Origin of the sequence: Streptococcus sp. CP1998 (genome assembly GCF_041026655.1) — a bacterium.
GTDB classification, from domain to species: Bacteria; Bacillota; Bacilli; order Lactobacillales; family Streptococcaceae; genus Streptococcus; species Streptococcus dentalis.
On sequence record NZ_CP163380.1, the window covers coordinates 1,254,232 to 1,267,000 of the forward strand.

The following is a 12,769-nucleotide window of genomic DNA, read 5'->3' on the forward strand; positions in this document are numbered from 1 at the left end:
TTTCCTCCATGTTAGTTTTCTGTGATAACTCTTGTTTGGACGAACTCCGATGAGTTCTCCGATAAGTTTGCCATCCCTAAGAAAAATGATTCAAAGAATAGTTGGGTCATTTCTCTTTGATGTGGTGGAATATCTGTCGGGATCGTCACCCGAAGGAAGCCACCTTCTTCTTCGTTTAATTCTAGATCCGGTTCGTAGCCTGCAAATTTCTCAACAGAGTTGACAAAGTTAATGGCTAGAGTCGAAACCGATGCACACACGACATCAAAGCCGTATTCACCGCTTCCAGCGTGCCCAGTGATTTCTGCACTCCTCAGCTCGCCATCTTCGGCTCGTTCAAAGACTGCTTGTATCATGTGTTCTCCTAAAAATTAAGCGTTGATAGCGTTGATGACAACTTTAGTGTAAGGTTGACGGTGACCTTGTTTACGGTGGCTACCTTTTTTAGGTTTGTACTTGTAAGTAACAACTTTCTTTTGTTTTCCTTGTTTTTCAACAGTTCCAACAACAGTAGCTCCTGAAACAAGTGGAGTTCCGACAACAGTGTTTTCACCACCAACAAGAACAACTTCGTTAAATGTAACTTCTTGACCAGCTTCAACGTTCAATTTTTCAACGTAGATAGCTTGACCAACTTCAACTTTAACTTGTTTTCCGCCAGTTTTAATGATTGCGTATGTGCTCATTATGCACCTCCTATGTATTTTTGGGTTTCCCCGTATTTTTGTGAAGACTCGCCTAGCATCGTGGGACGAACCACTTACTCTCATGAAAATGAGCGACGATGTTCGAGCGGTTGCACAGGCATGTGCATAGTCAACTCTCTTAGTATATCACTTCTATCAGACAAAGACAAGTATTTTTGCGCTTTGAAAACGAATTTCTTTTATAAAATGGATGATTTTGTATCTTTTATTTTAAGATCGCTTGTAAGACCGACTTCTTCTTCTACTTATCTTTAAATTTGAAGTCTTTGAAACTCATTTTAGCTTTAGATGAATCGTTCATGCTCTTCATTTTTTCTTCTTGTTCCTTGGTGATTTTGATAGGCATGGCTGCAACCGTATTCGGTTTCAATACACCAGATTCGTTGATTTCATAGTCAATTGTGACATCTTTGAAAAGTGGCTCTCCATCATATTCCAAATTCAGGACAAAGGATCCATCACGATCGATGGTTGTGGTAGTACGATTCACAATAAAGAACAAGGCGAAGCGGTTTTCCTCATCTCCAAAGGTAAAGCCTGGGAAAAAGACAAATAATTTTCCTGGTTCTCCAAGCGTTGGATGTTCCTTGATAAATTTCTCAGATGCTTCCAAGACTTCGTTGTCTTGGTCTTTATACTGGTCAGCTCTGACAAATGTGAGGGGTTCTTTTTTACTGCTGGTTGACTGGCTGGTCTTCTCTTCTTTTTCGGACCAGTAAATGATACTTTGACGACCTGTCAACAAAAGCAAACTTGTCATTAAAACGATAACTTTTTTCATTTTATCTCCTTTAAGTTGGTTAGAAAAAGAGGCTGGATACTCCCAGTCTCTCCTATAGCAAATCCTCGATCAGGTCATCGACCTCATCTTTTTCTGCTTTTGGTGTGATCTCGGTTACGATGATGCCTGCTACCGCACGCTCAACCAAAGCTTCCACATCCAACCGTTGCTCATACTGCTCCGCATTTTTGAGTTTCGGATTCGTCTTTGGACGATCCGGTGCAAAGATGGTACAACAATCTTCGAATGGCTGGATAGAGATTTCAAAGGTATCAATGGCTTGGGCAATATCGATGATTTCCAATTTGTCCATGGTCACCACCGGACGGATAACCGGCGTATTGGTCACTGCATTGATAGCCTGCATACTCTCTAAGGTTTGGCTAGCCACTTGTCCCAAGCTTTCACCATTGATAATCACCAAACCACCACGAACCTCGCGAATGCGGTCTGTAATGCGCATCATAAAGCGACGGGTCAAAGTCATCAGGTAAGCTTCTGGTGCCTTGGCCTTGATCTCCTCTTGGATCTCTGTAAAGGGTACTTCGATAAATTGGATATTGCCCCCAAACTTGGTCAACTTCCGAGTTAAATCATGGGCTTTTTTAAGAGCTCCTGGGCTGGTATATGGTGGGCTAGCAAAGTGTACTGCCTCGATATCCACTCCACGCTTCAAGGCTAGGTAACCAGCCACGGGAGAATCAATCCCACCAGAAAGCATGAGCATGCCCTTGCCGGACGTACCAACAGGAAGGCCGCCTGCTCCTTTAATGGTTTCATAAGAAATATAAGCTGCTTCTTCTCGAATTTCGACTTGCAAGTTGATATCTGGTTTTTTCATCTGAGCTTGGATAGTTGGGATCGCTTCAAAGACAGCACCTCCCAAGGTTTGATTAAGCTCGCGACTATCGAGTTCAAAGGTATGGTCACTGCGTTTACTTGAGATTTTAAAGGTCAAGCCTTCCTTGTAAATCTCCTTCATAATCTCTTGCACAGCCGCTTTTAAGGCCGGAACAGATTTTTCAATCTTGTAAACGGGTGAAAAATTTTGGATTCCAAAAACCTGTTTGAGGGATTCGGCTACTGGCTCATAATCCGTCCCATGCAGATAAGCATGCGCCCGATCGCGGTCCGCTGTCACTTTGACAGCTGGATAAATAGATAAAACATCTTGGATATTATTGCGAAGTTTATTGATGAAACGCATGCGGTTCTTTCCTTTAGTAGAAAGCTCTCCATAGCGAATCATAATTTCTGAATAGGTTAAGGTCATGTTGATTTCCTTCTAAAATTAACGTACTTTTCGTGTTTGCTCGTAAATCAGTTTGAACTTGGTCAAGAATTGCTCGACTTGGCTCATGTCATTTTCAAGATCGAGACTCAAGCGAACAGCTGTCTGTGCGATACTCTTGTCTACTCCCATAGCAATCAAGGTTCCAGCTGGCTTACCAGCTTTGGACGAGCAGGCACTGGTTGTCGAGATGTAAATATCAAACTCTTCAAAGGCATGGACCACTACTTCTCCACGAACTCCCTTGATCCCGAAAGTCAAGATATGAGGCGCAAAATGATTCTCACCAGAAAAGATAGTGACATCTGGATAGTTGGCCAATTCTTTGCGGATGACTTCTTTCATCTGCTGGGTCTTGCTGGCAAAAGCTTCTTGGTTTTCCATGGCTAAGCGTAGGGCTTTTGCTGTTGCTGCAATGCCTGCCACATTCTCAGTTGTCGAGCGCATTTCTTTTTCTTGGCCACCTCCGGTTAAGAGAGGGGTGATCTTTTTGCCTTCTTTGATGTAGACAAAGCCGACTCCGCGAAGCCCATGGAATTTGTGACTAGAGAAGGTCGCAAAGTCCACGCGCTCTGGTAGATAAACTTCTGTTGCTACCTTTGCCAAGGCTTGAACCGCATCGACATGGAAACTAACCGTTGGCCGATCTTCTAGGAGAGTCGCGATGTCATGGATGGGCTGGATAGCGCCAATCTCATTGTTGACGGCCATGACAGAGACCAAGGTCGTATCCGGACGGAGAAGACTAGCCAAGGCATCCACCTTGACAAAGCCACGCGCATCCACTGGAGCATAGTCCACTTCGAATCCCTGTGTTTTGAGCCAAGCAGCTGACTCCTTGATAGCGGGATGTTCGATGTCAGAGACAATGATATGCTTGCCATAAGGAGCTTTCTCAAAGGCGACACCCTTGAGGATCCAGTTGTCCCCTTCTGTACCACCAGACGTGAAGTAAATTTCATCAGCTTTCTTGCCAATTAGCTCCGCAATTTGTTTCCGAGAAGCTTCTAAAATACGAGTCGCTTGACTACCTAGATTGTGCAAACTAGAAGGGTTGCCCCAGATTCGAGTCGCTACTTCTGTATAAGTTGCAAGGGCTTCTGGATAGGGTTTAGTCGTTGCTGAATTGTCAAAATAGATCATGTCCTACGCATCCATCACTTTCTTTTTACGTAACTTCTATTTTATCATTTCTGACCGCTTGGGACAAGGATTTGATAAAGAGAGATGTGGCAAAATCACTCTATAAAATTCAGTTCTTTTTAGACATTTTTCAGAAAATGACTTATAATAGGAAAGTGTTAAAAAACAATTTTTGATAGAAAGAGAATGAACATGTCACAATATTCAAGAAGTAACAAAAACCAAAAACCTGAGGAAAAAGCAGATACAAGACCATCTCGCGGTGAGAAAGTCAAACAAGGTTTATCCGTATTTCAAACCGTTGTAGCTACGATTGCCAGTCTCTTAGGGATTATCGTCACTTCCTTTACCATTATGAGCCTGCTCAATAAAGACAATCAAAAAACAGAAGACAAACCATCTAGTAGCACCAGCGTCGTCGTTGTCCACGATAAGGGATCTGACTCAAGCGCTACCAATACAGATACTAACACCAATACGCAAACCGATTCAAGTAATACAGATGCTAGTTCACAAAAAGAAACCGATAGCTCATCTGCTAATGAATCTAGCTCGTCTGCCGCACAAGACCAAGGCTCCACAGCAACAGACAGTGGCGCAGATACAGCATCATCTGGAACCAACTAAAAAATCAGTAAGGGCAACCTTACTGATTTTTTTATCTTTCGATTCCAGCTTTTTCTGATTTTTATAGAAAGCATCTATCTCGTTATCATACTCCCATTTGAGCTTTGAACGTTCTTCCTGGATTTGATCCAATCATTCATATGAAAAGATTTTGAGACTATCACGATAAGCTGATTCTGCTAATGAAGCATATAGATTATCAAAACTTTTTAAATTCCAATTACTCAAATAATTTCCCCCCTACTCTAATGTAGGATCCTAGATACATCTCATCTAGATTCAATGTATTGTCATCATTAATTGGGATATCTACTCTCCAACTCGATTCTTCAATATTATTTATACCTCCATAAACATTCATATAATATTCGGGAGTTGTCAGTCCACCATCACTCCATTGTGTATGATCCCTCAATCTGAACGGATTCAACTTTTGAATTTTGAGCCTTCACAAAATCGACGATTTCTTGCTCGTGTTCCTTGAGATAACCGAGCTGTTTTTGTTTAATGGCTTCTTTGTCTCCTTTGGTGGAGGAAGAGATTGCACTTTGCGCTTGTCTCGTTTGCTCTTTTGATTTTATAGTGCATCCTTCGGTACTAAATAAAGCAACTACTGATGTTACTGTCAGCAAAATAATTTTAGTATGTTTCTTCATAATTTATCTTTATATTTCAACATAGATCAAAAAAATACTACTCCAATATTTCTTCTCCTATGGTTATATCGTTGAATATGGAAATTTTTTTCAAATCGATTGAATCATCATCATTAATCGGCATAGAGGCACTCCATCCTGAATCTTCAATATGATTCACTGTTCCATAAACTTCAATAGAATAATCAGGAAACAAGAATCCTCCATCACTCCATCTCACATCACTCCAATCAATCTGAACTGACTCAATTTTTGGATTTTGAGACTTCACATAATCAACGATTTCCTGCTCGTGTTCTTTGAGATATGCTACTTGTTCTTTTTTTATTTCTTCTTCTGATTTCTGTACGACTTTCTTTGAAGATGAGGCCGTTATCTTCTGTTCGGGCCTTTTGGTTAGGTGCATGATTTTTCCTCCAAGAAAAACCAGTCCTAGGATCGGTAACAAAATGATCAAAAATAGTTCTACACGTCTCTTCATCTCTTCTTCTCCAATCATTTCTTTCGTACTGAATGAGCCAGTCTCTTTCCTTACTATTATAGCATCTTTCATTTGAATCTCAATCTAACTCACTAGTTAGAGCTTTTATAAGGTAATCAAAAAGGAACCCGAAGGTTCCTTTTGTATTATTTTCGATACATCTTGACCTGAAGGTAAAGATCGTTATAAACTCCAAGCAATTTCTTGCCTAATTGTTGATAGACTTCCAAATGGTCTAGTGTTTCATCACTTGGATAGAAGGATTGGTCATCTTGGATTTCTTTTGGCAACATGGCTTTGGCTTTTTTATTTGGCGTTGAGTAGCCGACATAAAGAGCATTTTTCAAAGCATTTTTAGGACGAAGCATGAAGTTAATGAAGGCATATGCTGCTTCTTTATTTTTCACGGTTTTTGGAATGACAATGTTATCAAACCAAAGGTTGCTGGCTTCAGTTGGAACGACATAGCGAAGATCCTTATTGGCTTCGAGCATTTGGCTGGCTTCTCCTGAGAAGGTAACCCCAATAGCCGCATTGTTTTGGATCATATAGCCCTTCATCTCATCGGCCACCAAAGCTTTGATGTTTGGCGTCAAGGTGTAGAGTTTATCTACTGCCTCTTGCAATTTCTTTGGATCCTTTTCATTGAGGCTATAGCCCAAGGTATTGAGACCAATTCCCATGACCTCACGCGCACCATCGTACATCATGATGTCATTTCTGTACTCTTCACGCCAGAGATCTGACCAATGTTCAGGAGCATTTTTGACCATCTTGGTATTGTAGACGATCCCCAAGGTCCCCCAGAAATAAGGGACGGAATATTGGTTACCCGGATCAAACGATTGGTTCAAGAGTTTTGGATCAATATTTTCCATCCCTTTGATCTTGGATTGGTCCAACTTTTCAACCAGATGCTCATCCATCATCTTAGCAATCATGTATTCACTAGGAATCGCAATATCGTAGGTAGTTCCCCCTTGCTTGATCTTAGTGTACATGGCTTCGTTGGAATCAAAGGTATCATATTGCACCTGAATCCCTGTCTCTTTTGTGAATTCCTTGAGCAATTCTGGATCGATATAATCTCCCCAGTTGTAGATGACCAACTTGTCGCTATTCTTGGTATTCATGCTCGCTTCGATCTGGTGGCTAATTCCCCAGAGGACCAGAATGACAAGGATAATCCCAGTTAGGAATGAATAAAGTTTTTTCATGCTGCTTCCTCCTTTTCACGGGTGATAAAGTAATAACCGATGACCAAGAGCACACTAAAGAGAAAGACAAGGGCGGACAAGGCATTGATACTAAGGGAAATCCCTTGACGCGCACGTGAGTAGATCTCTACTGACAAGGTTGTAAAGCCATTTCCGGTTACAAAGAAAGTCACGGCAAAGTCATCTAGAGAATAGGTAAAGGCCATAAAGTAGCCCGCGATAACGGCTGGTGTCAGATACGGCAACATGATCTCTTTGAGCATTTGCACTTGGGTAGCTCCCAAGTCATAGGCCGCATTGACCATATCCCGGTTCATTTCCTTAAGGCGTGGCAAGACCATCAAGACCACAATAGGAATCGAGAAGGCGACGTGGCTAGCCAGAACAGATAGGAAACCTAGCTGGTACTTGACCGTCGTAAAGAGAATCAAGAAACTGGCCCCAATCATAACGTCTGGCGCTACCATGAGAATGTTGTTGATGGAGAGCAATGGTCCTTCTAACTTCTTCTTTGATTGATAAATATAAATGGCTCCAAAGGTTCCGATCACTGTCGCAATCAAGGCTGACAAGAAGGCCAAGAGGAAAGTCTCTGATAAGATCAGCATTAGGCGACTATCTGCGAACAATTCATTGAAATGCTCAAGCGTGAAGCCCGTGAAGGCATTCATATCTCCCCCTTTATTGAAAGCATAAAAGATCAAATAGAAGATAGGGAGATAGAGAATCAGAAAGACGAAACCTAGATAGAAATGAGATACTTTTTTCATCGTTCTCTCCTTTCTCTCGTTGCCCACATGGTTAAGAGCATAGCAAGGATCAGAACAACTCCGATGGTAGAACCCATTCCCCAGTTTTGTGTTGTCAGGAAGTGCTGTTCAATCGCAGTCCCTAAGGTAATGACGCGATTTCCACCGATCATCCGTGTCAACATGAAGAGACTCAGACTAGGAATAAAGACAGATTGCACACCTGAGCGGACACCATTCATGGACAAGGGGAAGACCACATGACGGAAGGTATCCCAACGATTGGCTCCTAAATCATAGCTGGCATTAATCAAGTTTGGATCTAAGTCATCTAAGACATTAAAGATCGGTAAAATCATAAATGGCAACTCGATGTAGCTGGCTACAAAGATAAAGGAGAAATCGGTAAAGAGGATCTGCTGGGGAGCGAATCCGAGAAAGCTTAAAAAGCTATTGATGGAGCCGTTTTGACCAAAAATGCCGATAAAGGCATAGGCCTTGAGCAAGAGATTGACCCAGGTTGGCAAGACAATCAACATCAACCACAACTGCCGGTGTTTGAGCAGCGTCAAAAAGTAAGCAGTCGGGTAGGAGATCAAGAGCGTCACCAGGGTGACGATTCCAGCATAAAGGACCGAATTAAAGCTCATCTTTAAATAGGTCAGATTTTGCGAAGTAAAGAACTCTTTGTAGTTTTCAAGTGAAAACTGCCCTTCAACGTTAAAAAACGATTGAAAGATGATCATGACTACAGGAGCCAAGACAAAGAGAAAAATCCACAAGAAATAGGGGAGGATAAATAGATTAGAGGTTGTTTTCTTCATCTCTTTCCTCCTCAATGGCATTAATCAAACCAGCTTCTTGCTCTTCCACTTCAACGTACTCTTCGATCCGCGCATCGAATTCTTCTTCGGTTTCATTGAGACGCATAACGTGGATATCTTCTGGTTCAAAGTCTAGCCCGATAACTTCTCCTACGATGGCCTTCCGAGTGGAGTGAATCATCCACTCATTTCCCAAATCATCATAAGCGATGATCTCATAATGAACACCACGGAAGAGCTGGGTGTCCACCTTCACTTGGAGCTTGCCTTCTTCAGGAAGAGTGATTTGCAAGTCTTCAGGACGAATGACGACTTCAACTGGTTCATTTGGACGCATTCCCCCATCGACGGCTTCAAAGCGTTTTCCATTGAACTCAACCAAGTAGTCCTCGATCATGCGACCATCTAGAATGTTAGACTCCCCGATAAAAGTCGCTACAAAGTGGTTGATCGGTTCATCATAGATATCCACGGGAGTACCAGATTGGACGATCTCTCCTTCATTCATGACAAAGATCCAGTCACTCATGGCAAGGGCTTCTTCTTGGTCGTGGGTAACAAAGACAAAGGTAATCCCCAAGCGTTGTTGCAATTCCCGCAACTCATACTGCATGTCTGTCCGAAGTTTCAAGTCAAGGGCAGACAAGGGCTCATCTAAAAGGACCACTCGTGGTTCATTGATAATAGCCCGTGCAATAGCTACCCGCTGACGTTGACCACCAGATAATTTTTGGATCGAGCGTTTTTCAAATCCCGCTAACTGGACCATTTTCAAGACTTCTGAAACCCGACGTTCGATCTCAGCCTTGTCCACCTTTTTCAAACGAAGGGGAAAAGCCACATTTTCAAAGACTGTCATATGTGGAAACAGGGCATAGGACTGAAAGACGGTGTGGACATCCCGTTTGTTGGTAGGAACATCATTGATCCGTTCCCCATCAAGGTAGACATCTCCAGTCGTCGCATCCAAAAGACCGGCAATGATATTCAGGATGGTCGATTTTCCCGATCCAGATGCACCGAGCAGGGTATAGAACTTCCCTTCTTCCAACTCAAAATTAATATCCTTTAGGACAAGAGTTCCGCTATCTTCAAAGACCTTTGAAACATTTTTAAACTCAATAATTGGTTTTTTCAATTCACATAAATTCCTTCTTTACTACGATTACCAAACTGCTTTTCAAACGAAAACGCAGCGGCTGACAGGAAGACCTGTCAGACCACCAATACCTCTCGGGGACTTACTAGACTGCCCCACCTATTTACGGTATCGATAGGCACTCACCCCCTTTCCGACTGATGCTATCGATGTTTAATCTATCAATTGTTCTTCACATTAAAGTTCTTAGGCTTGACCAATAATGCGAACTTCTGGTTCTAAACGGACGCCTGAGTGAGCTTCTACTGCCTCAATGACATGGGCGATCAGATCTTCATAGTCCTTAGCTGTTCCATTGTCGACATTGACCATAAAGCCTGCATGCTTTTCAGAGACTTCCACACCACCGATTCGATAGCCTTTTAGACCTGCTTCACTGATCAATTGACCAGCAAAATGGCCAACAGGACGCTTAAAAACAGATCCACATGAAGGGTATTCAAGGGGTTGTTTCAACTGACGAAGATGGGTCAACCGATCCATCTCCTGTTTGATTTGCTCGTGATTACCTGGTGACAAAGCAAATTTGGCAGAGATGACAACAGCACCTGTCTCTTGAATCTTAGATTGCCGGTAGCCAAAAGCGAGTTCACTCGCTGACAGAGTTTCGATCTCCCCATCTTTGGTCAAGACCTTACAGGATACAAGGACATGAGCGATCTCTCCCCCATAAGCTCCCGCATTCATAAAGACAGCGCCACCGACACTGCCTGGAATGCCACTGGCAAACTCGAAGCCTTTCAAACTATGATGCAAGGCCACATGAGTGGTGTCGATGAGTTTAGCTCCTGCCTCTGCTTCGATCACATAACCATCCACACTGATGTCACGCAAGCGATCAAACATAATGACAAATCCCGGAATGCCCCCATCGCGGACAATGATATTGGACGCATTGCCCAGGACCATCCATGGAATTTGCTCTTGGTTGGCAAATTGAACGATGCGTTTTAATTCGTATTGGTTGCGAGGAAAGGCTAAAAATTCAGCATTTCCACCTACCTTTGTGAAGGTATAATATTTTAAAGGTTCTTGAAAACGGATATCAATCCCTTCAAGAATTTGATTAATTTTTTCAATCATCATTCTGTCTATTCTCTCTCTATAAAATACAAACCATTATACCAAATTTTTGACTATTTTTCGACCCTAAAAAAACAAAAGAAGGCCTATAATATTCAGGCCTTCCTTTTATGCTATATTATGCAATTTTACGCGCAATGGCACGATTCTTTTGTCCATCCAGAGCTGATTTGACTGAAATCCAAGCACCACCAAGAGTGAAGACAGCCAGCAATCCTAGATTCAAATAAAATTTATCTGGGACGTCCCCTGAGAATGTCGCTTCATTGACAATCGTCCAGGACAAATCAAATGGAAGATCGAGCTTACTCATGAGCGCCAAAGTATAATCTAATTGGTTGACCAAAAAGACCGTCAAGACCATCAAAATAGCTGAAACTACCACACCTTTTTTAGTCAATTTCTTACCAAGGATCTCATAACCTTTGATAGTACAATAACCGAGGGCAGCCCCTGCTAAAACAGATACATAGCCAAGACGCGCTACCAAGAGGGCAACTGCTCCACCGATGATTACACCGATCACAGCCCCTAGAATCCCTAAAAGGAAGTTTTCTTCCCGCGCTTCATAAGCCTCAACTGTATCTTGCACTTCGGCTTGGTAGGCTCTAAAGGTTGCATCGTCGATTAAAAAGATCGCATCTCCAATTTGATACAGACCGATTGGTCCTTCCTCACCCGTTTCCGCATTCACTTGCACAAATTGGTGGTTGAGTAAGAAATCAACAATATCTTGGATAGCTGTCCATAAGGTTTCAACAGCCTTCCCTTTAGTCATTCCGCCTTTGACAACGATAGAAGTCAAGTAACCATCAAAAGAGATGGCATTAATGGCTTTTGATTGTTCTTTTAATTCATTCCAAAGAATTTCACTATCTTCGATCAAGTCTCCTTCGGAACCTTGTTTCACACTGAGTGAAATGGTAAATACATTCTTGGTTTGAGCGCCTTCGATGACTAACAAGAAGCCTTCACGCTCTCCATACATCACACGGGCTTCGCCATCAAATTGCAGCCCAAGATCGGTAGCAATACTATATAAATATTCTGGTTTCATGTTTCCCCCTAAACTTTCGGGAAAGCTTGAGCTTTTCCCCATACAATTCTTATTCTACCATAGGAGAAGCAAAAAGGACATATACATTCGTATACATCCTTCTTTCATTTGTGTTACATTGAGGTTTATTTCTCAACACGAACGCCAAATGTGTCAATTTTAAGTTGGAAAATCTGACCATCTAGCCCGAGCTTTTCGAGAGCTACGACAAAGGCGGCTGTATGCTCTGGGGCTAAGAGGTTCATGATTGTTGGGCCTGCTCCTGACAGATAGGTGGCGTAAGCCCCATGCGCGTGTGCTACTTCTTTGACCTGAGGGAACTCTTTGACAAGAGATTGACGGTAGCGTTCGTGGAAATGATCTGACTCGATGGAGCGACCAGCCGTCAGCAAATCTCCCTTGAGGAGAGTCGCGATAGCGACATTGGCTACGCTACTAGTCGCGACAGCTTCCTTATAAGACCATTCTTTCGGTAGGACATTGCGACTATCACTGGTTTTCAATTGGTAGCTCGGTACAAAGGCCACAAGGTCACAGCTTGGGAAGTCAGCCGTGACATATTGGACATCTTCACCGATGTAGCTCGCAATGACCATATTCCCAAAGATAGCTGGAGCTACATTATCCGGATGACCTTCGATCTCGGTCGCGATGCGTAATTTTTCAGCGTCTGATAGCTGGAGGTTGGCTAATTGGTTGGCCAATTCAATCCCTGCGACAATGACCGAGCTAGAAGATCCAAGACCACGCGCCAAAGGCACTTGACTGGTCATCTTGATCCGATGAGGCTGCATATCAGTTGAGATAGAAAGAGCTGTTGAGAGCAAGAGGTTTTTCTCATCCGTCGGAATCCCTGCTCCAAGATCATGCTCAATGAACCAAGCATCAGCTGGTTCAAGGACTTCAATGGTCAAATAGCGAGTCACGGCAATCCCAACAGAATCAAATCCTGGCCCTACATTGGCACTGGTTGCTGGAACAATAATTTTCATGC

General features: G+C 42.7%; 14 protein-coding genes, 1 pseudogene and 1 other annotated feature. Of the genes and pseudogenes, 1 reads left to right on the forward strand and 14 read right to left on the reverse strand.

Translation table 11 applies throughout. The features are described 5' to 3' along the window. Window positions 1-11: 11 nt before the first annotated feature. From AB4X21_RS06460 to AB4X21_RS06480, 5 genes are all read right to left on the reverse strand, one after another. On the reverse strand, window positions 12-356 hold the full coding sequence (locus AB4X21_RS06460; RefSeq protein WP_003002581.1) for a ribosomal-processing cysteine protease Prp: 345 nt from the start codon (window positions 354-356) through the stop codon (window positions 12-14). A 15-nt stretch (window positions 357-371) separates the two neighbouring features. Beyond that, window positions 372-686 carry a 50S ribosomal protein L21 gene (rplU, locus tag AB4X21_RS06465; RefSeq protein WP_003002830.1) on the reverse strand — a complete coding sequence of 105 codons (315 nt, stop codon included), beginning with the start codon at window positions 684-686 and terminating at the stop codon, window positions 372-374. Window positions 687-720: 34 nt separating this feature from the next. Continuing rightward, window positions 721-808: a sequence feature (ribosomal protein L21 leader region), on the reverse strand. 140 nt (window positions 809-948) lie between these two features. After that, window positions 949-1,488 carry a hypothetical protein gene (locus tag AB4X21_RS06470; protein WP_369087687.1) on the reverse strand — a complete coding sequence of 180 codons (540 nt, stop codon included), beginning with the start codon at window positions 1,486-1,488 and terminating at the stop codon, window positions 949-951. 52 nt (window positions 1,489-1,540) lie between these two features. Continuing rightward, window positions 1,541-2,761 carry a tRNA uracil 4-sulfurtransferase ThiI gene (gene thiI / locus AB4X21_RS06475; RefSeq protein WP_320910619.1) on the reverse strand — a complete coding sequence of 407 codons (1,221 nt, stop codon included), beginning with the start codon at window positions 2,759-2,761 and terminating at the stop codon, window positions 1,541-1,543. An 18-nt stretch (window positions 2,762-2,779) separates the two neighbouring features. Next, entirely contained in the window at window positions 2,780-3,922 is a 1,143-nt protein-coding gene (locus tag AB4X21_RS06480; protein ID WP_320910618.1) for a cysteine desulfurase family protein, read from the reverse strand. Between the two features lie 192 nt (window positions 3,923-4,114). On the opposite strand from AB4X21_RS06480, the gene AB4X21_RS06485 reads away from it, so the two are divergent. Next, complete coding sequence (locus AB4X21_RS06485; RefSeq protein ID WP_320910617.1) at window positions 4,115-4,549, forward strand: DUF6556 family protein; 435 nt, start codon at window positions 4,115-4,117, stop codon at window positions 4,547-4,549. A gap of 220 nt (window positions 4,550-4,769) precedes the next feature. Here the strand turns inward: AB4X21_RS06485 and AB4X21_RS06490 are convergent. The 9 genes and pseudogenes from AB4X21_RS06490 to thrB form a co-directional block, all read right to left on the reverse strand. Continuing rightward, a pseudogene (locus AB4X21_RS06490) lies at window positions 4,770-5,205 on the reverse strand (hypothetical protein). A 37-nt stretch (window positions 5,206-5,242) separates the two neighbouring features. Then, window positions 5,243-5,686: a hypothetical protein gene (locus AB4X21_RS06495; RefSeq protein ID WP_320911323.1), complete on the reverse strand. Its 444-nt coding sequence runs from the start codon at window positions 5,684-5,686 to the stop codon at window positions 5,243-5,245. Between the two features lie 146 nt (window positions 5,687-5,832). Next, window positions 5,833-6,903: a PotD/PotF family extracellular solute-binding protein gene (locus tag AB4X21_RS06500; RefSeq protein WP_369087688.1), complete on the reverse strand. Its 1,071-nt coding sequence runs from the start codon at window positions 6,901-6,903 to the stop codon at window positions 5,833-5,835. After that, window positions 6,900-7,673 carry an ABC transporter permease gene (locus AB4X21_RS06505; protein ID WP_320910614.1) on the reverse strand — a complete coding sequence of 258 codons (774 nt, stop codon included), beginning with the start codon at window positions 7,671-7,673 and terminating at the stop codon, window positions 6,900-6,902. The genes AB4X21_RS06500 and AB4X21_RS06505 overlap by 4 nt, the downstream gene beginning before the upstream one ends. Next, window positions 7,670-8,476 carry an ABC transporter permease gene (locus AB4X21_RS06510; protein WP_155126085.1) on the reverse strand — a complete coding sequence of 269 codons (807 nt, stop codon included), beginning with the start codon at window positions 8,474-8,476 and terminating at the stop codon, window positions 7,670-7,672. Before AB4X21_RS06510 ends, AB4X21_RS06505 begins: the two co-directional genes overlap by 4 nt. Further along, window positions 8,457-9,614 carry an ABC transporter ATP-binding protein gene (locus AB4X21_RS06515; RefSeq protein ID WP_320910612.1) on the reverse strand — a complete coding sequence of 386 codons (1,158 nt, stop codon included), beginning with the start codon at window positions 9,612-9,614 and terminating at the stop codon, window positions 8,457-8,459. Before AB4X21_RS06515 ends, AB4X21_RS06510 begins: the two co-directional genes overlap by 20 nt. A gap of 207 nt (window positions 9,615-9,821) precedes the next feature. After that, window positions 9,822-10,718, reverse strand: a complete 897-nt coding sequence (murB, locus tag AB4X21_RS06520) for a UDP-N-acetylmuramate dehydrogenase (RefSeq protein ID WP_155126305.1) — start codon at window positions 10,716-10,718, stop codon at window positions 9,822-9,824. Window positions 10,719-10,836: 118 nt separating this feature from the next. Continuing rightward, the gene (locus AB4X21_RS06525) at window positions 10,837-11,817 is read right to left on the reverse strand and encodes a hypothetical protein (RefSeq protein WP_320910611.1); all 981 of its coding nucleotides are present in this window, start codon (window positions 11,815-11,817) and stop codon (window positions 10,837-10,839) included. 83 nt (window positions 11,818-11,900) lie between these two features. Next, window positions 11,901-12,767 (reverse strand): homoserine kinase, encoded by an 867-nt coding sequence (gene thrB, locus AB4X21_RS06530; protein WP_369087689.1) that lies wholly within the window; start codon window positions 12,765-12,767, stop codon window positions 11,901-11,903. Window positions 12,768-12,769 lie beyond the last annotated feature (2 nt).